Origin of the sequence: uncultured Microbacterium sp. (assembly GCF_947632095.1) — a bacterium.
In the GTDB taxonomy this organism is placed as follows: domain Bacteria; phylum Actinomycetota; class Actinomycetes; order Actinomycetales; family Microbacteriaceae; genus Microbacterium.
This window is the reverse complement of record NZ_CANROA010000001.1, coordinates 67792-87513: the sequence shown is the minus strand read 5'-3', so window position 1 is coordinate 87513 and position 19722 is coordinate 67792. Positions and strand designations below refer to the sequence as shown.

Sequence of the window (19722 nt, the reverse complement as noted above, 5' to 3'; positions counted from 1 at the left end):
TCGCTCATGGTTTCTGAAGTCCCCTCCGTCACCGGTTCACCGCGGGTCAAGCGCGGTCTCGCCGAGATGCTCAAGGGCGGCGTCATCATGGATGTCGTCACCGCCGAACAGGCGAAGATCGCCGAGGAAGCCGGAGCCGTCGCCGTCATGGCCCTCGAACGCGTCCCCGCCGATATCCGTGCACAGGGCGGCGTCTCGCGCATGAGCGATCCCGACATGATCGACGCCATCATCTCCTCGGTCTCGATTCCCGTCATGGCGAAGGCGCGCATCGGCCACTTCGTCGAGGCCCAGGTTCTGCAGGAGCTCGGCGTCGACTACATCGACGAGTCCGAGGTGCTCTCGCCGGCCGACTACGTCAATCACATCGACAAGCACGGATTCACGGTGCCGTTCGTATGCGGTGCGACGAACCTCGGCGAGGCGCTGCGGCGCATCAACGAGGGTGCGGCGATGATCCGGTCCAAGGGAGAGGCCGGCACCGGCGACGTCTCCGAGGCGATGAAGCACATCCGGAAGATCCGCGGTGACATCGCCGCGCTCGGCGCGCTGTCGAAGGACGAGCTGTACGTCGCCGCCAAGGAGCTGCAGGCACCGTACGACCTCGTCGCCGAGATCGCCGAGACGGGGGAGTTGCCGGTCGTGCTGTTCGTCGCCGGCGGTGTCGCGACGCCGGCGGATGCCGCCATGATGATGCAGCTCGGAGCAGACGGAGTCTTCGTCGGATCCGGCATCTTCAAATCCGGTGACCCCGCCGCCCGCGCGGCCGCGATCGTGAAGGCGACGACGTTCTTCGACGATCCTGCCGTGATCGCCGAGGTGTCGCGCGGTCTGGGCGAGGCGATGGTCGGCATCAACGTCTCCGACCTGCCTGCTCCGCATCGCCTGTCCGAACGCGGGTGGTGACGGCATCCGTATCGCGCGACGCACTCCCGCGGCGTTGCGCACAGCGGACGTTGTTGCGCCTGGCGGACTTTTTTGCACGCGACCTCCGCTGTCTGCAACAGTTTCCGCCGTGTGCAACGCGAACCGTGACGACCAAGCGACGGCGGACGCGCGCATCCCACTCGCCCCGGATGCCTCGTGGCGCCTGCCGGTGGGGTGGATGCCGGTGGTGAACGCCCTGCACCGCGAGCTCGTCGCCCTCGTCGGCGACTACGAGATCAACCACGGCGTGTGGCAGAAGGCCGGGCGCCTGCGGTACCTGGCCGAGTTCCCCGTCGTGAGCGCGCGGGCGCGCCGGTTGGCCCATGAGGCGCAGGAGCGCACGGCATCCCTCTGCGAGGTCTGCGGCGGACCGGGGATGCGCGCCGTGGCGTCGCCCCGCTGCGCCAAGCATCCGATGCGCGGGCCGGGCGCAGTCCCGGAGGTGATCGCGGCGCGGCCGGCGTTGCGCACGGCGGACGATGTTGCACGTGGCGGACTTTCCGACCCGAAGCCTCCGCAGCGTGCAACAACCTCCGCGGAGCGGAACGCATGACGATGATCGGCGTGCTCGCGCTCCAGGGGGACGTCCGCGAGCACGAGCGGATGCTGTCGGCCCTCGGCGCCGAGACGATCCGGGTCCGCCGCCCCGAAGATCTCGTGCAGGTGGATGGGCTCGTCATCCCGGGCGGTGAATCGACGGTCATCGACAAGCTGTCCCGGCAGTTCGGGATGCAGCATCCGATCCGCGCCGCGATCGCGGACGGGATGCCGGTGCTCGGCACATGCGCGGGCCTCATCATGCTGGCGGATGCCGTCGCAGACGGCGTCGACGGTCAGGAGACTATCGGCGGGCTCGACGTGGTCGTCCGCAGGAATGCCTTTGGTCGACAGGCAGAGTCTTTCGAGGCGGCGCTGGATGTCGCGGGATTCGATGAACGCCCGGTCGACGCGGCATTCATCCGCGGTCCGGTGATCGAGTCGGTCGGGCCTCGCGCCGGCACCATCGCGATGCTCGACGACGGGCGCGCGGTCGCCGTCGTGCAGGGGAGCATCGTCGGGCTGGCTTTCCACCCGGAAATCTCCGGCGAACATCGCTTCCACGAACGATTGATCACCGACGCGGCGCAGTACCGAGCGCGGAGCCGATAGCGTGGCGGGATGAGATCGCCGATCGGAACCCGGGACGTCAGCGCAAGCGGTGGGACCATGGAGCTCATCGGGAGACGCGGGGACGGATGGGCGCGGATCTCCTCCGAGAGCGTCTCGGTCGACGAGGCGATCGCCCTGCTCGAGCAGAACGCCGGCGAGGAGGGGCGTCCCATCTCCGGATCGCGGGACGTCGTGCCCTCCGGCGCCCCGTTCGCCCCGCGGTTCACACCGGGCGAGACGATCCTGTGGCAGTACTCGCGACATGTCGAGGCCGTCCGCGTGGTCAGAGACGATGAGCGCGGCCTGGTGATCTGGATCCCGGCGGGATCCGAGCGCTTGGAGTCCGCGCCCGCCGATGGTCGCCGCACACGGGACGTCCCGGTCCACGAGCGATTCAGCATCCCGTGGGTGATGCGCGAGACCACCTGGAGGGGGCAGGGCGTCCTGCGCGTCGCGCCGACGGGCAAGCCCTGGTCGCTCTGGTTCTTCCGGGCGCCCGATGGGACGCCCGCCGGGGTGTATGTGAATCTCGAACTGCCGCACCGGCGAATCGGGGGCACGTCACCCAGCATCTACTCACGAGATCTCGTGCTGGACCTGTGGATCGAGGCGGAGCACCCCGGAAGCGAGGACGTCTGGCTGAAGGACGCCGACGAGCTCGCGGCAGCGGTCGACCAGGGACGGTTCACCTCCGCGCAGGCGGAGGCCGTGCGCACCCTGGCCGATCACGCGACGCGGGAGGTCATCGCCTCAGGCGCGTGGCCGCTCGACGAGGGATGGGACACGTGGAATCCGGATGCTGTGACGGACGCCCCGGTGCGACTGCCGGCGAACGCCATCGTGGATGCGGCGCGCGCCCGGTCGGGCCGCACCAGCCTGGAGGGATGATCGGGCGCTCCGAACCCCGTAGACCAACGGCGTCACCGCAATCTCCTAGACTGGACGACGCAGCGATGCGCGTAGACTGAACCGCGCAAAAAGCGCGAGACGATCGGGAGACAGACATGGCAGGGCATTCCAAATGGGCCACGACGAAGCACAAGAAGGCCGTCATCGACTCGCGCCGTGCCAAGTCGTGGGCGAAGCTCATCAAGAACATCGAGGTCGCAGCGAAGCTCGGCGGCGCTGATCTGGCCGGCAACCCGACGCTTTACGACGCCGTCCTCAAGGCTAAGAAGACCTCCGTCCCCAAGGACAACATCGACCGCGCGATCAAGCGCGGTGCGGGAATCGGCGGCGAAGCTGTCGAGTACACCTCGATCATGTACGAAGGCTACGGCCCCAACGGTGTCGCACTCATGATCGAGTGTCTGACCGACAACAAGAACCGTGCGGCGGCCGAGGTGCGCACCGCCCTCAGCCGCAACGGCGGGACGCTTGCCGATCCGGGCAGCGTCGCCTACAACTTCAGCCGCAAGGGCGTCGTCGTCGTGGGCGGCGAGGGCACGACCGAGGACGACGTCATGATGGCGGCGCTCGAGGCTGGCGCAGAAGAGATCGAGGCGCACGGCGAGGGCTTCCAGGTGATCACCGAGGCCACCGACCTGGTTCCGGTCCGTTCGGCTCTCGTCGATGCCGGCATCGAGTACGACTCGGCCGACATCGAGTTCGTCCCGAACCTCAAGGTCGAGATCGACGCCGACACGGCGCGCAAGATCTTCCGCCTCATCGACGCGCTGGAAGACAGCGAGGACGTGCAGAACGTCTTCAGCAACTTCGACCTCACTCCCGAGGTGCAGGCCGAGCTCGAGGAAGACGAGTAAGCACGCGCGCACCGAGTGTCGTCGAAGCCGCCGCTCCGCCGGGCGCATAGCCTGGGGGAGTGGCGGCTTCTTCTCTGCGCGTGCTCGGCATCGATCCGGGCCTGACCCGATGCGGCATCGGGATCGTCGACGTCGATCGCGCCCGGCGCGGAACGCTCGTGCATGTCGGTGTGGTTCGCACACCCGTCGACGCCCCGATCGGCGAACGTCTCGCAGGGGTCGCCGCGGGCATCCGGGCCGTTCTCGCGGAGCACCGGCCTGATGCTGTCGCCGTCGAGCGCGTCTTCGCTCAGCACAACACGAGCACGGTCATGGGCACCGCCCAAGCCAGCGGTGTCGCCCTGCTGATCGCGGCCGAAGCGGGGCTCCCGGCCGCGACGCACACACCGAGCGAGGTCAAGGCTGCGGTCACCGGATACGGGTCGGCGGACAAGAAGCAGGTACAGGCCATGATCGCCCGCATCCTGCGCCTGGATGCCCCTCCGCAGCCGGCCGACGCCGCCGATGCACTCGCGATCGCACTGTGCCATGCCTGGCGTCGCGGTGCGGCAACACCGGACGGCACGAATGCTCTGACTCCGGCGCAGCGGGCCTGGGCAGACGCGGAGCGTGTCGCTCGAACATACGTACGATGACGCGCATAGGATGAGAGCATGATCTCCTCCCTGCGCGGCACCGTGCTGTCCTCCGGCGCCGATCACGTCGTCATCGAGGTCGGCGGCGTCGGATTCTTCGTCTTCGTGCCCGCGGATGTCGCACGCACGGCGCACGTCGACGGCGAGCTGCGTCTGCACACGAGCCTGATCGTGCGCGAAGATGCGATGACGCTGTACGGATTCACGGATGCCGCAGAGCTCGAGGTCTTCACGATTCTGCTCAGCGTCACGGGAGTCGGCCCGAAGTCCGCCCTCGGCGTTCTCGGTCATCTCACCGTCGATCAGATCGCCGCCGCCGTGACGGATGACGACGATGCGCCGTTCCGCCGCGTCTCCGGAATCGGTCCGAAGACCGCGAAGCTCATCGTCGTACAGTTGGCGGGCAAGCTGCCGGAGCCGACTCCCGGCAGCGGGCGCCCGGCTTCCGGAGCCGACATGGTCATCACCCAACTGACCGCTGCTCTCATCGGGCTCGGGTGGTCCGAGAAGGTCGCGGCCGAGGCCGCCGAGCAGACGATCGAGGTCGCAAACGACGAGGACCGCGCCTCGGTGCCGGTTCTGCTGCGCCAGGCCCTCGCATCCCTCGGTCCCGCGAAGGGTGGTTCCGCCCGTGGATGAGCTGCGCGATGCCTCCGAACCCATCGATGAGGCAGAACTCGCCATCGAAGGAGCCCTGCGCCCGAGTAGCCTCGGTGAATTCGTCGGCCAGCCGAAGGTGCGCGGCCAGCTGCAGCTGCTTCTCGACGCGGCGCGCATCCAGAATCGTCCGCCCGACCACATTCTCCTCGCCGGCCCTCCCGGACTCGGCAAGACGACGCTCGCGATGATCGTCGCGCATGAGAGCGAGCGCCCACTTCGCCTGTCCAGCGGCCCGGCCATCCAGCATGCGGGTGATCTCGCAGCCCTTCTGTCGAGCCTGCTCCCGGGCGACGTTCTCTTCATCGACGAGATCCATCGGATGGCGCGCTCCGCGGAGGAGATGCTCTATCTCGCGATGGAGGACTTCCGCATCGACATCATGGTCGGCAAGGGCGCCGGCGCAACCAGCATCCCTCTGGATCTCGCCCCGTTCACTCTCGTCGGAGCCACAACGAGATCCGGTCTGCTGCCGAACCCGCTGCGCGATCGGTTCGGCTTCACCGGTCACCTCGAGTTCTACGAGGACAGCGACCTGGAGCACGTGATCTCCCGCTCTGCCGGCGTGCTCGGTGTGACGCTCCCGACGGATGCTCTCAGCGAGATCGCCCGCCGCTCCCGCGGAACCCCGCGAATCGCCAACCGTCTGCTGCGCCGCGTCCGCGACTACGCGCTCGTGCACGGAGAACGAGGAACGACCTCCGTCTCCGAGGTGAACGCTGCACTCGAGCTCTACGATGTGGATCCGATCGGCCTCGACCGACTCGACCGCGCTGTGCTCGACACCCTGGTACGTCGCTTCCGCGGCGGACCGGTCGGGCTCAGCACCCTCGCGGTCGCCGTCGGGGAGGAAGCAGAGACCGTCGAGAGCGTCGTCGAGCCCTACCTCGTCCGCATCGGTTTCCTCGGCCGCACGCCCCGCGGGCGCGTCGCGATGCCCGAGGCGTACACGCACCTCGGGCTGCGTCACCCCGAGGCTGCCGCATCGGCAGATGACCTATAATCGCTGAAGACTTCACCTGAATCCCCATTGCGCTGGCGCTGTCGGCGTGCATACCGAAAGGCTCTCCGCCATGCCCATGGAATTCGTTCTCTTCGGCCTCCTCGCCGTTCTGCTGGTCTTCATGTTCGTCAACACGCGCAAGCGTCAGAAGCAGCTGAAGGCCGAGCAGGAGGAGAAGGCCACGAAGTCCGTGCCCGGTGCAAAGGTCCTGCTGCAGGGCGGCATCTACGGCACGATCGTCGAATACGACGCCGAGAACCTCGACCGCCCTGCGCACATCGAGATCGCTCCCGGAACGGTCATCGAGGTGCACAGCCAGGCAATCCTCCGCATCGTCGAGGACGAGGCCGTCTCGGATGATGTCGAGGTCGACAGCGCCGATGAGTCCGAGAGCACCTCCCTGTCGGACATGCCCGAAGTCATCGTCGAAACCCCGGAAGAGACCCAGGCACGACTCGAGCGCAACGCCGACGACAAGTAAACCTCTCCTCTCCCGTTCGCGCATCATCGTAGAAAGCTGAACGTACGTGGCTTCTTCCTCTCCAGTCCGTCACGCCTGGAAGGTCCTCATCGGACTCGTCATCGTGACAGCGTTTCTGTTCGGCATCAACGCTCTCGGCGTCTACGGGTTCAAGAAGAGCTCCTGGACACCTGAGCTCGCCCTCGACCTGCAGGGCGGGACGCAGATCGTGCTCAGTGCAGTCACGGAGGATGGTGCGAACCCGACGCAGGAGCAGCTCGACCAGGCTGCGGCCATCATCCGTCAGCGCGTGGACGCGTCGGGTGTCGCCGAGGCTGACATCACGACCGAGGGCGGACGCAACATCGTCGTCCAGATCCCCGGTGCCGCGGATGACGAGACCCGAGCGCGCATCGAAGCGAGCGCACAGCTCGAGTTCCGCTCGGTGATCTACGTCGGTCAGCCCGCGAACCAGTTCGTCGGCGAAGACGGCAACGCGACGCCGTACCCGACGCCGGATGCGACGGCGAACGCCGTTCCCACGCCCGATCCGACCGATGGCAGCGATCTCGCCTGGGTGACGGAGAAGCTCCAGGCCGAGTTCCTCGCCTACGACTGCACCGCCCCCGAGAACGATCCGTCCAACGCACCGGCCGACCAGCCGCTCATCACGTGCGATGAGACCAACTCGATCAAGTACATCCTCGGCCCGACCGAGCTCACCGGCGACGCGATCGACGACGCCACCAGCGGACGCGACCAGCAGAACGGTCAGTGGACGGTCAACCTCGTGCTCGACAAGAACGGCACGAAGGTCTTCGGCGAGATCAGTCAGCGGCTCTTCCAGAACCAGCTGTCGGGTCTGAGCCCTCGCGACCAGTTCGCCTTCGTCCTCGACGGCAAGGTGATCTCTGCCCCGCAGATGAACGCGCAGATCCTCAACGGCAAGCCGAGCATCTCCGGGCAGTTCACGCAGGAGACGGCCCAGACGCTCGCTGACCAGCTCAAGTACGGCGCGCTGCCGTTGAGCTTCACGACCGAGAGCTCGGCGACCATCTCCGCGACGCTCGGAACTCAGCAGCTGCAGATCGGTCTGATCGCCGGTCTCATCGGCCTGGCGCTCGTCGCCCTGTACTCGCTCGTCAGCTACCGTGCACTCGGCGCAGTCATCATCGCCTCGATCGCCGTGATGGGCGTGCTGACCTACATCATCGTCTGCATCCTCGCCTGGCGTCTCGGCTTCCGCCTGTCGCTGGCCGGTGTCGCCGGTCTGATCGTCTCGATCGGCTTCGTCGCCGACTCGTTCATCGTCTACTTCGAGCGAATACGAGACGAGCTGCGAGACGGAAAGTCGATCACCAGCGCGGTGGAAGACGGATGGGGGCGCGCCAAGCGGACCATCTACATCTCCAAGTCGATCAACATCCTCGCTGCGGTCGTGCTGTACATCCTCGCGGATGCAACAGTGAAGGGCTTCGCCTTCACGCTCGGTCTCACGACGATCATCGACGTGTTCATCTTCGTGATCTTCACCCACCCGGTCATGCAGATCCTCGCCCGCACGAAGTTCTTCGGGGGCGGGCACAAACTGTCGGGCCTCGACCCCGATGCGCTCGGAGCCGTCTACCACGCGCGCACGCAATACCGCGCCGTGGCCGCACCGGCAGCCGGACGCGGCGGCGGGAAGAAGTCCCGATCCCGTGGCGAGGCCGAGCGCCGCCAAACGATCGCAGAACGTAAACGTGCCGAAGCCCTCGCGGGCGATAGAACGACCGACGCCGGAAGCGAGGGAGAGCACTGATGGCCTCCATGAATGAGTTCGGCAACAACCTCTACACGGGAAAGACCTCCTTCCCCTTCGTCGCGAAGCGGCGCCTGTGGTTCATCATCGCGATCGCGCTGGTGCTGGGGGCGGTGCTGGTGCCGTTCTTCCGCCCCGTGCAGTTCTCCATCGAATTCACCGGCGGCTCGCAGTTCACCGTGACGGCGCCCTCCTCCACGGACCAGGAACTCGCGTCCGAAGCCGTGCAGGAGATCGTGCCTGACGCCACGACCAAGGTCGTCGTCGTCGGCGGCAGCGACATCCGCGTGCAGACCTCCCAGATGTCCTCGGAGGAGACCCAGGCAGTCGCACGTTCGCTCGCAGCAGCCTACGACGTCGACCCCGATGAGGTCACGGCATCCTTCATCGGACCGGCGTGGGGCGAGAACGTGACCAAGCAGTCCCTCTGGGGCCTGGTGATCTTCCTCGCGCTGACCTTCCTCATCCTCGCGATCTACTTCCGCACCTGGAAGATGTCTGCCGCCGCGATCATCGGTCTCCTCGACGTGCTCGTCATCACGGTCGGTGTCTACGCCCTCGCCGGATTCTCGATCTCACCGGCGGCGGTGATCGGATTCCTGACGATCCTCGCGTACTCGCTGTACGACACGACGGTCGTCTTCGACAAGATTCGTGAGAACACGACGGAGGACGGTGAGAATTCCTCCCGCCTGTTCGGTGAATCGGTGAACCTCGCAGTGAACCAGACGCTGATCCGCTCCATCAACACCTCGATCGTCGCGGCGCTGCCCGTCGGCGCGATCCTCTTCATCGGTGCGTTCTGGCTCGGCGCCGACACCCTGACCGACATCTCGCTATCGATCTTCGTCGGAATCCTCGTCGCGACCTACTCGACCCTGTTCGTCGCCGCACCGCTGTACTCGCTGTTCCGCGAGAACGAGTTCGAGATCACCGAACGCGATGCCAAGGTGCTCGAGCTGCGCGAACGCGCAGCCGCGGACGCCTAATAACTGACACCTGATAACTTCTGTCCGCCGGCCCGCCGGCGGACAGAAGCGTAAGATGACCTGACCCGGAGGTGTGATGTGATGGCGGATGCGAATTCGTCGACGCAGGGATCAAGCTTGAGAAGGCTCGTGCCCCGCATCTTCTCCCGCGCGCCCCGGATCAACGATCTCGACAATCTGATTCGCACGGTTCGGGTTAATCATCCGAAGGGCGACCTCGCGATCATCGAGCGCGCCTACGCGGTCGCCAAGGAGAAGCACGAGGGGCAGAAGCGTCAGAGCGGCGAGCCGTACATCACGCACCCCCTGGCCGTCGCGCAGATCCTCGCCGAAATGGGACTCGGCCCTCGTGCCGTCGCCGCGGCGCTGCTTCACGACACCGTGGAGGACACCGGCTACGCCCTGTCCGAGCTCACCGATACGTTCGGCGACGAGGTCGCGATGCTCGTCGACGGCGTCACCAAGCTCGACAAGGTCAAATACGGCGAGAGCGCCCAGGCCGAGACCGTCCGCAAGATGATCGTCGCGATGTCCAAAGACATCCGCGTACTCCTCATCAAGCTCGCAGACCGCCTTCACAATGCACGCACCTGGGGCTTCGTGCCCCCCGAGAAGGCGGAGCGCAAGGCTCGCGAGACGCTCGAGATCTACGCGCCTCTCGCGAATCGTCTCGGCATCCAGACGGTCAAGTCCGAACTGGAGGATCTCTCCTTCGCCGTCCTGCATCCGAAGATCTACGCGGAGATCAGCAGTCTGATCGCGCAGCGCACTCCGCAGCGCGAGAAGTACCTCAAGCAGGTCATCGAATCGATCAACGAAGACCTCCACGATCTCCGCCTGCGCGGCAAGGTCGGCGGGCGCCCCAAGCAGCTCTACTCCGTGTACCAGAAGATGGTCCTCCGAGGACGCGAGTTCGATGACATCTACGATCTCATCGGCATCCGCGTTCTGGTGAACTCGGTTCGTGATTGCTACGCGGTTCTCGGGGCCATCCATGCTCGATGGACACCGCTGCCGGGGCGCTTCAAGGACTACATCGCGACACCGAAGTTCAACCTCTACCAGTCGCTTCACACGACCGTCATCGGTCCGAGCGGTCGCACCGTCGAGATTCAGATCCGCACCCACGAGATGCACAAGCAGGCCGAGTTCGGCGTGGCAGCGCACTGGATGTACAAGGAGCGGATGAACGGCGGCAAGACAGCCGGCGGTCCGACCGACACCGACATGACGTGGCTCGCGCACATCTCCGATTGGCAGGCGGAGACCGCCGACCCGAGCGAGTTCCTCGACTCTTTGCGCTTCGAGATCGGCGCGAAAGAGGTCTACGTCTTCACGCCGAAGGGACGGGTCATCGGCCTGCCCGCCGGCGGCACGCCCGTCGATTTCGCCTACGCCGTGCACACCGAGATCGGCAACCGCACGATGGGCGCGAAGGTCAACGGACGTCTCGTCCCGCTCGACACGGAGGTCAAGAGCGGCGACGTCATCGAGGTCTTCACCTCGAAGAATCCGGACGCGGGCCCCAGCCAGGACTGGTTGACCTTCGTCAAGAGCACCCGCGCGCGCAACAAGATCCGCGGATGGTTCACGAAGGAGCGCCGCGAAGAGGCCATCGAGCAGGGCAAGGAATCCATCGCCCGCGCCATGCGCCGGCAGAACCTGCCCCTGCAGCGGCTGATGAGCCAGGACTCCTTCGCGGATGTCGCCCAGCAACTGCACTATGAGGACGTCTCCGCCCTGTACGCGGCCGTCGGCGAAGGCCACGTCTCGACGCAATCCGTGCTCGAGAAAGTGACCGCGCTCATCGCGGCGAATGACACGGCCACCGGTGCGATCGATCTACCGGGACACACTCGCATCCATCAGCCCCGCCGCAGCGACTCCGGCATCCTCGTCCGCGGAGCCGACGACATCCTCGTCAAGCTCGCCAAATGTTGCACGCCCGTTCCCGGAGACGGGATCGTCGGGTTCGTGACCCGAGGAAGCGGCGTGTCCGTGCACCGTGCGGATTGCGTCAACGTCAAGGCTCTCAGCGGCGAGGAACAGCGATTCGTCGAGGTCTCCTGGGCCCCCACCACCAAGAGCGTATTCCGCGTCCAGATCCAGGTCGAGGCGCTCGACCGTTCGGGGCTGCTCTCGGATGTCACCCGGGTTCTCAGCGAGCACCATGTCAACATCCTCTCGGCGACGGTTCACACCAACGACGAGCGTCTGGCCATCAGCCGATTCGTCTTCGAGATGGGCGATGCCGTCCACCTCGACCGTGTGCTCAACGCCGTGCGACGCATCGAAGCCGTCTACGACGTCTACCGCGTTACATCGTCCTGATCGCACGGCTCGAGGAGATCTCCTCGAGCCGTGCGATGGCGGCCCGTTTCCCCGGCATCCGGGTTCGGGCGCGCAGCCGTTCCACCGCGCCCTCGAGCAGATCCGTGCTGCACTCGGCGAAGAGTCGGAACCACTTCTCATAGTTCGGATCGCGATCGGCCCACAGCGCGAGATCGCAGAGCGTGCGAAGCGAGTTCGTCACCGGCAGGGAGGCGATGCTGATCAGATCCTCTGCGGGAGCCTGCATCTCATGCAGGACCACGGACGCGGACCCCGCGACCCGCGGACGATGCTTCGTCACCCTCTGCAGGTGGTGGCGCAGGGGAGCGGTGTCTCCGGCGCCGAGCACCCAGGCCGCCGTCGGACCGCACAACCCATAACCGGGAACCAGCAGCGGCCGCAGCGATAGCGCCCGAGCCTCTTCGTTCTCGGGCAGATCAGCCGGCATATAGGCATCGCCCACTTCGAACAGCAGACCGTCCAAGCGCGCGGCGCTCAGTTCGGCCGGGGACAGCAACGCCCCGGGGAGGTGCAGGAGCCACGGATTCACACTGCTAGTGTGCCGTGCCTCCCGATCTCACCGGGGCGGCTGTGGATAAGGTCAGGCTCCGAGGGCCTTGAGCCAGGCGCGACGCGCCTCGAGCGACTCGGCGGCCTGCTGAGCGGCCTTCTTGTCACCGGCCGCCTCGGCGGCTGCCTTCTCGGACTCGAGCTTCTCGATCGCGTCGAGGAGCTGCTGGCTCATGTCGTTGGCGCGGGCCTTGGTCTCGGGGTTGTTGCGCTTCCAGTCGACCTCTTCGCGGGACTTCAGCGCCTGCTCGATCGTGCGCAGCTTGTCGTCGAGCGCACGCTCCTTGTCACGCGGGAAGATGCGGCCGACCTCGTCCCACTGACGCTGGATTCGCGTCAGCAGTGCACGGGCCTGCTTGATGTCGGACTCGTCGGCGACGGCCTTGGCCTCTTCGAGGAGCGCAGTGCGAGCCTCGATCTTCGGCGCGGACTCGGCCTCTTCGGCGGCGGACTGCTCGGCACGGGCGGCGTACAGCTCGTCGCCGGCGGCCTTGAAGCGGGCCCAGAGCGCGTCGTCAGCCTTCCGGCCGGCGCGTCCGGAAGCCTTCCACTCGTCAAGCAGAGCACGGTAAGCGGGGATGCCGTCGACGCCCTGCGGAGCGAGCGCCTCAGCCCGCTGGATGAGCTTGTTCTTGCGATCGCGCGACGCCTTGTGGGTCTCGTCGAGCTCTGCATAGAACGCACGACGGGCCTTGTCGACCGTCGATCGTGCATCGCGGAATCGCTTCCACAGCTGCTGCGAGATGCCCTTGGGCAGACGCGGTCCGCTCTGCTGCTGAGCCTGCCAGGCGTCGAAGAGCGCGGTGACCTCCTCGGTCACCTGCTTCCACTGAACCTTGGAGAGGTCGCGCGCGGCGATGGCCTCGATCTTCTCGACGAGCACGGTGCGCTCGGCGATCGCCTCATCGACGAGGCGCTTGGCCTCGCGCGATTCGGCGGCGCTGGCCTCCGCGAGCTCTGCGGTGAGGGCTTCGAGGCGCTTCTGCAGCGAAGCGAGGTCGCCGACGGCGGCAGCGCCGGTCACCTCGGAGGTCAGGTGCTTGGCCTGGTTCGTGAGGTCACTGGCGGAAGCGCCGCCCGCCTGGTGGCGCTGCTCGAGCGTGTGGACCTTGAAGGCGAGGTCGTCGAACTTGCGGACGTAATAGGCGAGCGCCTCATCCGGCGTCCCGTCGGGGTACTGCCCGACGACGCGGTACTCGTCGCCCTCGCGGACCTCGACGGTGCCGTCTTCGGTCACACGACCCCAGTCGGCGGAGTCGGATGCCGCGACGGGCGAGACCGGTGCCACCGGTGCGGCGGCCGCAGGAGCGGCAGTCTTCGGGGGCATGGGCACGCGCGGGGGTGCGGGGACGGGCGGGGTCGGCTTCGAAGGCTCGGTGGCAGACACGATGTGCTCCTTGCGCGGTCAGTCCGCGTGAGGGGGAAAGGACGTCACTCAGCCTAGTCGGCGGAGGCGCCCGTCGTGAACAGGTCGATGAACGGGTTCTCCAGTGGCGTGTCGCTCACGCCGGGCGCGGGGGTCGTCTCCGGCGCCGGTGCCGTCACAGCGGCATGAACGGATTGGCTCGCGATGGCGCCCAGGATGACGATGCCCGCGACGATGCCCGCGAGCGTGTTGTCGCGCACGCGCCGACTGATCTGGCGCTCGTGCCAGGCCGTTCGGGCGGCGTAGCGGCGGGCACGCTCGTTCTGCGTGCGTGCGGTCTTCGATCGGCGCGCTGCCATGATCATCCTCCTCGCGCACCCGGAGGGTGCCGTATGCGAGCCTACCGGTGCCGCCCCGCCGCGATGTCCGCCACGGCGACTAGCCTGGAGGGATGACGTCCGCACCCTTGCTCTCGGGCCAGACGCCTCTCGCCGTGCGCATGAGGCCGACCTCGCTCGATGAGGTGGCCGGGCAGCAGCACCTCCTACGCGCCGGATCGCCGATCGTCGCACTCGCAGATCCCGAAGCATCATCGCCGGGGGCCGTCTCGATCATCCTCTGGGGCCCGCCGGGCACCGGCAAGACCACGCTCGCACAGGCGATCGCTCGTTCCTCGGGGCGCCGCTTCGTCGAGCTCTCGGCCATCACGGCAGGGGTGAAGGACGTGCGCGAGGTGATGCAGGAGGCGATCACGCAGCGCGACCTCTACGGGCAGACGACGATCCTCTTCCTCGATGAGATCCACCGCTTCACGAAGGCGCAGCAGGACGCCCTGCTGCCCGGAGTCGAGAACGGCTGGGTCATCCTCATCGCCGCGACCACCGAGAACCCGTCCTTCTCCGTGATCTCGCCGCTGCTCTCGCGCTCGCTGCTGCTCACGCTCCAGCCGTTGACCGATGACGACATCGCGCTTCTCATCGACCGTGCCGTCGACGACCCCCGCGGTCTCAACGGCTCGGTCTCCATCGACGACAGCGCGCGCGCCGCGCTCGTCCGGCTGGCCTCGGGCGATGGCCGTCGAGCGCTGACCGGCCTCGAGGCGGCCGCCGCCGTAGCGGTCTCGACGAGCGGCGCCGAACCCGCGGCCCGGATCAACGACGAGCACGTCGCGCAGGCGGTGGACCGCGCGCTTCTGAGGTACGACCGCCAGGGGGACGAGCACTACGACGTCATCAGTGCGTTCATCAAGTCGATCCGCGGTTCCGACCCGGATGCTGCGCTGCACTATCTGGCCCGCATGATCGAGGCGGGGGAGGACCCCCGATTCATCGCCCGCCGCCTCGTGATCTCGGCGTCCGAGGACATCGGTCTCGCCGACCCGCAGGGGCTCGTCATCGCCACCGCTGCGGCGGACGCCGTCGCCTTCATCGGCATGCCGGAGGGGCGGATCCCGCTCGCGGAGGCCACGGTCTACCTCGCCACGACGGCGAAGTCGAATGCGGCCTACAACGGGATAAACGCCGCCATCGCCGATGTGCGCGCGGGCGCTTTCGGGCGCGTTCCGGCGCATCTGCGCGATGCGCATTACCCCGGGGCCAAGCGCCTCGGCCACGGCAAGGGCTACGTGTATCCGCACGATGCCGACCATGGCATCGTGCCGCAGCAGTATCTGCCCGATGAGCTCGTCGGCCGACGCTATTACGAACCCAAGAATCTGGGTGCCGAGCGGGAGATCGGAGCACGCGTCGAACGCATCCGTCGCATCCTCGACGATCGCTGATCGCGGCATCCGACCCATCTGTTAGAATTGAGCGGCTCGAAACTCAGTTTTCGGGCATCTTCTCGTTCACACCCCACCCGTACGGCGCCCCGGCGTGCGCCCTCGGGCAGAACGCGGAGATACGTCCGTGAGACGTGAAAGTCACGTCCACGTCATCGGAAGGAACACTTCGTGGTTACGAAGTCCCAGGACCGCCGCAAGGTCCGCCTGTCCCGTGCTCTCGGCATCGCCCTCACCCCGAAGGCGGCCCGCTACCTCGAGAAGCGTCCCTACGCTCCCGGCGAGCACGGCCGCACCAAGCGCAAGGCCGACAGCGACTACGCCGTCCGTCTGCGTGAGAAGCAGCGCCTGCGCGAGCAGTACGGCATCCGCGAGAAGCAGCTGCGCATCGCCTTCAACGAGGCTCGTCGCATCGATGGCCTGACCGGTGAGAACCTGGTCGAGATCCTCGAGACGCGCCTCGACGCGCTCGTGCTGCGTGCCGGCTTCGCCCGCACCACCGCACAGGCCCGTCAGATGGTCGTGCACCGCCACATCATGGTCGACGGTCAGCTCGTCGACCGCCCGTCCTTCCGCGTGAAGCCGGGTCAGCTCATCCACGTCAAGCCCAAGAGCGAGGGCACCGAGCCCTTCCAGGTCGCAGCAGCCGGCGGTCACGCCGAGGTCCTGCCTCCCGTTCCCGGCTACCTCGAGGTCGAGCTCGACAAGCTCCAGGCCCGCCTCGTGCGCGGCCCGAAGCGCGCTGAGGTCCCCGTGACCTGTGAAGTGCAGCTCGTCGTCGAGTACTACGCGGCTCGCTGATACAGCACAACAGCAGAAGGCGTCGGGCTTCCCGACGCCTTCTGTCGTTTCCGCCTACGATGGAGAGACCGCGCTCGGCGGTGAGGATGACGAGGATGACGACATGAAGAACTTGGTGTGGTTCCTGATCGGTGTGATCGGCGGCTTCGTCGCGGCGCACTTCATGAACAAGGATCCGCGCGGACACGAGGTCCTCGCCGACGCCGATGCGCGCATCACCGAGTTCACGACGATCCTCGGCGATGCCTACCGCGAGCAGGCCGCACGCCTCGTCGAACCCGACCAGAACTGAATCAGCTTTTCCGGACGCCGCCGCCCGACCGCGTCCACCCGTCTCACACAAGGACAGCACGACACATATGAAGACCGCGGACATCGCACAGCGCTATCTCAGCTACTTCGAGAAGAACGGGCACACCATCGTGCCGTCCGCGTCTCTGGTCAGCGACGACCCGACCGTGATGTTCACGATCGCCGGCATGGTTCCCTTCGTGCCGTATCTGCAGGGCCTCGTCCCCGCGCCCTTCCCGCGCGCCGCAGATATTCAGAAATGCATCCGCACCAACGACATCGAAGAGGTCGGAAAGACCGCGCGCCACGGAACGTTCTTCCAGATGCTCGGCAACTGGTCGTTCGGCGACTACTTCAAGGAGGGCGCGATCTCCTATGCCTGGGAGCTGCTGACCTCCTCCGAGGCCGATGGCGGCCTGGGGTTCGCGGAGAAGGACATCTGGGTCACCGTCTACGAGACCGATGACGAGGCCGCTCAGCTCTGGCAGAAGATCGCCGGCATCCCCGCCGAGCGCATCCAGCGCATGGGCAAGGAGGACAACTACTGGCACACCGGCCAGCCCGGCCCCGCCGGCCCCTGCTCCGAGATCTACATCGACCGCGGACCGGCTTATGGTCGCGATGGCGGCCCGATCGTCGACGACAACCGGTTCACCGAGATCTGGAACCTCGTTTTCATGCAGGAGCTGCTCAGCGATGTCCGCTCGAAGACGGACTTCGACATCGCCGGCCCGCTGCCCAAGAAGAACATCGATACCGGCATGGGGCTCGAGCGCGTCGCGATGTTCAAGCAGGGCGTCGAGAACATGTACGAGACGGACCAGGTGCGTCCGGTTCTCGATCGCGCTCAGGAGATCTCCGGCCGCCGTTACGGCGCGGATGCCGCCGATGATGTGCGCTTCCGCGTGATCGCCGACCACGTGCGCTCCTCGCTCATGCTGCTCTCCGACGGCGTGAAGCCCGGCAACGACGGTCGCGGATACATCCTGCGTCGCCTCATGCGCCGCACCGTCCGATCGATGCGCCTGCTGGGCGTCGATGCGCCGACGTTCCCCGAGCTTTTCTCCGCATCGCGTGACGCGATGAAGGAGTCCTACCCGATCCTCGAGACCGAGTGGGACCACCTGTCGGCCTCGGCCGTCGCGGAGGAGGACACCTTCCTGCGCACGCTCGCCCAGGGCTCGACGATCCTCGATCTGGCATTGGATGACACGAAGAAGTCGGGGGCGAAGAGCCTCGCCGGCTCCGAGGCGTTCCTGCTGCACGACACCTACGGCTTCCCGATCGATCTCACGCTCGAGATCGCCGAGGAGGCCGGCCTGAGCGTCGACCGCGGCGCCTTCGACGAGTTGATGCTCGAGCAGCGCACCCGCGCCAAGGCGGATGCGAAGAGCCGTCGCCGCCAACTCGCCGATGTCTCCGTCTACAGCGGTTTCCGCGCCCTCGGCGAGACCGGTTTCGCCGGTTACACCGACCTGGAGACGCAGTCGCGCGTTCTCGGTCTACTCGTGGATGGCCAGCCCGTCACGTCCGCGTCCGAGGGCGACATCGCCGAGGTGATCCTCGCCGAGACGACGCTGTACGCCGAGTCCGGCGGTCAGGTAGCCGACAAGGGCACGATCATCGGGTCGGGCTTCGAGCTCGAGGTGCTCGACGTGCAGAAGCCGGTCGCCGGGCTCATCAGTCACACCGTCCAGGTGACCACGGGCACGGTCGCGGTCGACGATGCGGCGACGACGGTCGTCGACGCCGCCAACCGCCGCGCCGCGAAGCAGGCGCACTCGGCGACGCACCTCGTGCATGCGGCGCTGCGCGATACCCTCGGCTCACACGCGACCCAGGCCGGTTCGTTGAACCGTGCCGGATACATGCGCTTCGACTTCGCCTGGAACCAGGCCCTGTCGGCGCAGACGCGCTCCGAGATCGAGGACATCACGAACCGTGCGGTTCAGGATGCGCTCGAGGTGACCACGCGGATCGTCTCGCTCGACGAGGCCAAGGACGCCGGCGCGATGGCCCTGTTCGGGGAGAAGTACGGCGACGTCGTGCGCATGGTCGACATCGGCGGCCCCTGGTCACGAGAGCTGTGCGCCGGAACGCATGTCGGCAGCAGTGCGGAGATCGGCCTGGTCAGCATCGTGGGCGAGTCCTCGGTCGGCTCCTCCAACCGACGGATCGAAGCCCTGGTCGGCCAGAACGCGTTCCGCGAGCTCGCCGCCGAGCGGGCGATCGTCTCGCAGCTCACGTCGGCGCTGAAGACGCCGCGCGAACAGCTTCCCGATCGCATCGCCGAGATCGCCGCCAATCTCAAGGCCGCGGAGAAGCGCATCGCGCAGCTCGAGGCGAAGGAGCGCGAGGGCCAGGTCCCGGCGATCGCCGCGGGTGCCGAGCAGGTCGGGGCGTTCCGTGTCGCTGCCGTGTCGATCGGCGAGGTCGGCTCGGCCGATGATGTGCGCACGCTGGCACTCAGCGTTCGCGAACGGCTCGGCTCGGATGCCGCGGTCGTCGCGCTCGGCGGCATCGCAGGCGGTCGCCCCGTCGTCGTCGTCGCGACGAATGAGGTCGCACGCACGGCCGGTGCGAAGGCCGGTGCTCTCGCGAAGCGCGCCGCCGGTGTGCTCGGCGGCGGTGGCGGCGGTCGGGACGATGTCGCGCAGGGCGGCGGAGCGGATGCTTCGGCTCTGCCCGCGGCGCTCGACGCGGTCGTCGCAGAGCTCCGCGCAGCGTGACCGGGTTCCGTCGAGGCGTCCGTCTCGGTATCGATGTGGGCAAGGCCCGCGTCGGGGTCGCGCGATGCGACCCCGACGGGATGCTCGCGGTTCCGGTCGAGACCGTCCCGCGAGACGAGAGATCGTTGGCCCGTCTCGCGCAGCTCGCCGAGGAATACGCCCCCCTGGAGTTCGTCGTCGGGCTGCCGGTGAACATGCAGGGCGCCGACACGCCCTCGACGGTGGATGCGCGGGAGTTCGCCGCAGCGCTTCTGAGGCTCACCGGCATCCCTGTCCGGATGATCGACGAACGCCTGAGCACGGTCTCCGCGCACGCCGCTTTGCGCTCATCTGGCAGAAACCAGAAGAACTCTCGTAGCATTGTCGATCAGGTCGCTGCAGTAGTGCTGCTGCAGCAGGCCATAGACACGGAGAAGAGCACCGGCAGCCCGGCCGGTTCCGTGGTCCAGACCGACGAGGAGCCTTCCTGA

20 protein-coding genes are annotated in these 19722 nt (G+C 67.0%); 17 read left to right on the top strand and 3 right to left on the bottom strand.

Annotated elements, in window-relative coordinates:
- The first annotated feature begins 6 nt into the window (after positions 1–6).
- From pdxS to Q0Z66_RS00350, 12 genes are all read left to right on the top strand, one after another.
- Positions 7–906 carry a pyridoxal 5'-phosphate synthase lyase subunit PdxS gene (gene pdxS / locus Q0Z66_RS00405; RefSeq protein ID WP_298036336.1) on the top strand — a complete coding sequence of 300 codons (900 nt, stop codon included), beginning with the start codon at positions 7–9 and terminating at the stop codon, positions 904–906.
- Positions 907–1015: 109 nt separating this feature from the next.
- Positions 1016–1480 carry a hypothetical protein gene (locus Q0Z66_RS00400; RefSeq protein ID WP_298036333.1) on the top strand — a complete coding sequence of 155 codons (465 nt, stop codon included), beginning with the start codon at positions 1016–1018 and terminating at the stop codon, positions 1478–1480.
- Positions 1477–2076: a pyridoxal 5'-phosphate synthase glutaminase subunit PdxT gene (gene pdxT / locus Q0Z66_RS00395; RefSeq protein WP_298036330.1), complete on the top strand. Its 600-nt coding sequence runs from the start codon at positions 1477–1479 to the stop codon at positions 2074–2076. The genes Q0Z66_RS00400 and pdxT overlap by 4 nt, the downstream gene beginning before the upstream one ends.
- Before the next feature lie 9 nt (positions 2077–2085).
- Positions 2086–2964, top strand: coding sequence for a DUF402 domain-containing protein (locus Q0Z66_RS00390; protein WP_298036327.1), 879 nt, complete (start codon positions 2086–2088; stop codon positions 2962–2964).
- 116 nt (positions 2965–3080) lie between these two features.
- Positions 3081–3839 carry a YebC/PmpR family DNA-binding transcriptional regulator gene (locus tag Q0Z66_RS00385; protein ID WP_298036325.1) on the top strand — a complete coding sequence of 253 codons (759 nt, stop codon included), beginning with the start codon at positions 3081–3083 and terminating at the stop codon, positions 3837–3839.
- A gap of 59 nt (positions 3840–3898) precedes the next feature.
- Entirely contained in the window at positions 3899–4474 is a 576-nt protein-coding gene (gene ruvC / locus Q0Z66_RS00380) for a crossover junction endodeoxyribonuclease RuvC (protein WP_298036323.1), read from the top strand.
- A gap of 18 nt (positions 4475–4492) precedes the next feature.
- Positions 4493–5113 carry a Holliday junction branch migration protein RuvA gene (gene ruvA, locus Q0Z66_RS00375; protein WP_298036320.1) on the top strand — a complete coding sequence of 207 codons (621 nt, stop codon included), beginning with the start codon at positions 4493–4495 and terminating at the stop codon, positions 5111–5113.
- On the top strand, positions 5106–6134 hold the full coding sequence (gene ruvB / locus Q0Z66_RS00370; protein WP_298036317.1) for a Holliday junction branch migration DNA helicase RuvB: 1029 nt from the start codon (positions 5106–5108) through the stop codon (positions 6132–6134). Before ruvA ends, ruvB begins: the two co-directional genes overlap by 8 nt.
- A 70-nt stretch (positions 6135–6204) precedes the next feature.
- Complete coding sequence (locus Q0Z66_RS00365) at positions 6205–6615, top strand: preprotein translocase subunit YajC (protein WP_298036315.1); 411 nt, start codon at positions 6205–6207, stop codon at positions 6613–6615.
- Between the two features lie 46 nt (positions 6616–6661).
- On the top strand, positions 6662–8395 hold the full coding sequence (gene secD, locus Q0Z66_RS00360) for a protein translocase subunit SecD (protein WP_298036312.1): 1734 nt from the start codon (positions 6662–6664) through the stop codon (positions 8393–8395).
- A complete protein-coding gene (gene secF / locus Q0Z66_RS00355; RefSeq protein ID WP_298036310.1) occupies positions 8395–9384 on the top strand; it encodes a protein translocase subunit SecF in 990 nt (329 codons plus the stop codon). The genes secD and secF overlap by 1 nt, the downstream gene beginning before the upstream one ends.
- Positions 9385–9465: 81 nt before the next feature.
- Positions 9466–11715: a bifunctional (p)ppGpp synthetase/guanosine-3',5'-bis(diphosphate) 3'-pyrophosphohydrolase gene (locus Q0Z66_RS00350; RefSeq protein WP_298036307.1), complete on the top strand. Its 2250-nt coding sequence runs from the start codon at positions 9466–9468 to the stop codon at positions 11713–11715.
- Here the strand turns inward: Q0Z66_RS00350 and Q0Z66_RS00345 are convergent.
- The 3 genes from Q0Z66_RS00345 to Q0Z66_RS00335 are packed head-to-tail and all read right to left on the bottom strand — an operon-like array spanning position 11702 to position 14010.
- Positions 11702–12265, bottom strand: coding sequence for a hypothetical protein (locus tag Q0Z66_RS00345; protein WP_298036305.1), 564 nt, complete (start codon positions 12263–12265; stop codon positions 11702–11704). The genes Q0Z66_RS00350 and Q0Z66_RS00345 overlap by 14 nt on opposite strands.
- A gap of 51 nt (positions 12266–12316) precedes the next feature.
- On the bottom strand, positions 12317–13672 hold the full coding sequence (locus Q0Z66_RS00340; protein WP_298036303.1) for a DUF349 domain-containing protein: 1356 nt from the start codon (positions 13670–13672) through the stop codon (positions 12317–12319).
- Positions 13673–13725: 53 nt separating this feature from the next.
- Positions 13726–14010: a hypothetical protein gene (locus Q0Z66_RS00335; protein WP_298036300.1), complete on the bottom strand. Its 285-nt coding sequence runs from the start codon at positions 14008–14010 to the stop codon at positions 13726–13728.
- A 92-nt stretch (positions 14011–14102) separates the two neighbouring features.
- Between Q0Z66_RS00335 and Q0Z66_RS00330 the strand changes: the two genes are divergently transcribed.
- The 5 genes from Q0Z66_RS00330 (at position 14103) to ruvX (ending at position 19722) form a co-directional block, all read left to right on the top strand.
- Positions 14103–15431 carry a replication-associated recombination protein A gene (locus Q0Z66_RS00330; RefSeq protein WP_298036297.1) on the top strand — a complete coding sequence of 443 codons (1329 nt, stop codon included), beginning with the start codon at positions 14103–14105 and terminating at the stop codon, positions 15429–15431.
- A gap of 171 nt (positions 15432–15602) precedes the next feature.
- On the top strand, positions 15603–16232 hold the full coding sequence (rpsD, locus tag Q0Z66_RS00325) for a 30S ribosomal protein S4 (protein ID WP_298036292.1): 630 nt from the start codon (positions 15603–15605) through the stop codon (positions 16230–16232).
- A 103-nt stretch (positions 16233–16335) separates the two neighbouring features.
- Complete coding sequence (locus Q0Z66_RS00320) at positions 16336–16524, top strand: hypothetical protein (protein WP_298036288.1); 189 nt, start codon at positions 16336–16338, stop codon at positions 16522–16524.
- A gap of 67 nt (positions 16525–16591) precedes the next feature.
- Positions 16592–19252 (top strand): alanine--tRNA ligase, encoded by a 2661-nt coding sequence (alaS, locus tag Q0Z66_RS00315; protein WP_298036285.1) that lies wholly within the window; start codon positions 16592–16594, stop codon positions 19250–19252.
- Entirely contained in the window at positions 19249–19722 is a 474-nt protein-coding gene (gene ruvX, locus Q0Z66_RS00310) for a Holliday junction resolvase RuvX (RefSeq protein WP_298036282.1), read from the top strand. The genes alaS and ruvX overlap by 4 nt, the downstream gene beginning before the upstream one ends.

Excerpts from the sequence above, each read along its gene's own strand:
- pdxS (WP_298036336.1), top strand. The coding sequence starts at position 7 with ATGGTTTCTGAAGTCCCCTCCGTCACCGGTTCACCGCGGGTCAAGCGC.
- pdxT (WP_298036330.1), top strand. The coding sequence starts at position 1,477 with ATGACGATGATCGGCGTGCTCGCGCTCCAGGGGGACGTCCGCGAGCAC.
- Q0Z66_RS00390 (WP_298036327.1), top strand. The coding sequence starts at position 2,086 with ATGAGATCGCCGATCGGAACCCGGGACGTCAGCGCAAGCGGTGGGACC.
- Q0Z66_RS00385 (WP_298036325.1), top strand. The coding sequence starts at position 3,081 with ATGGCAGGGCATTCCAAATGGGCCACGACGAAGCACAAGAAGGCCGTC.
- ruvA (WP_298036320.1), top strand. The coding sequence starts at position 4,493 with ATGATCTCCTCCCTGCGCGGCACCGTGCTGTCCTCCGGCGCCGATCAC.
- Q0Z66_RS00365 (WP_298036315.1), top strand. The coding sequence starts at position 6,205 with ATGCCCATGGAATTCGTTCTCTTCGGCCTCCTCGCCGTTCTGCTGGTC.
- secF (WP_298036310.1), top strand. The coding sequence starts at position 8,395 with ATGGCCTCCATGAATGAGTTCGGCAACAACCTCTACACGGGAAAGACC.
- Q0Z66_RS00350 (WP_298036307.1), top strand. The coding sequence starts at position 9,466 with ATGGCGGATGCGAATTCGTCGACGCAGGGATCAAGCTTGAGAAGGCTC.
- Q0Z66_RS00335 (WP_298036300.1), bottom strand. The coding sequence starts at position 14,010 with ATGGCAGCGCGCCGATCGAAGACCGCACGCACGCAGAACGAGCGTGCC.
- Q0Z66_RS00330 (WP_298036297.1), top strand. The coding sequence starts at position 14,103 with ATGACGTCCGCACCCTTGCTCTCGGGCCAGACGCCTCTCGCCGTGCGC.
- Q0Z66_RS00320 (WP_298036288.1), top strand. The coding sequence starts at position 16,336 with ATGAAGAACTTGGTGTGGTTCCTGATCGGTGTGATCGGCGGCTTCGTC.
- alaS (WP_298036285.1), top strand. The coding sequence starts at position 16,592 with ATGAAGACCGCGGACATCGCACAGCGCTATCTCAGCTACTTCGAGAAG.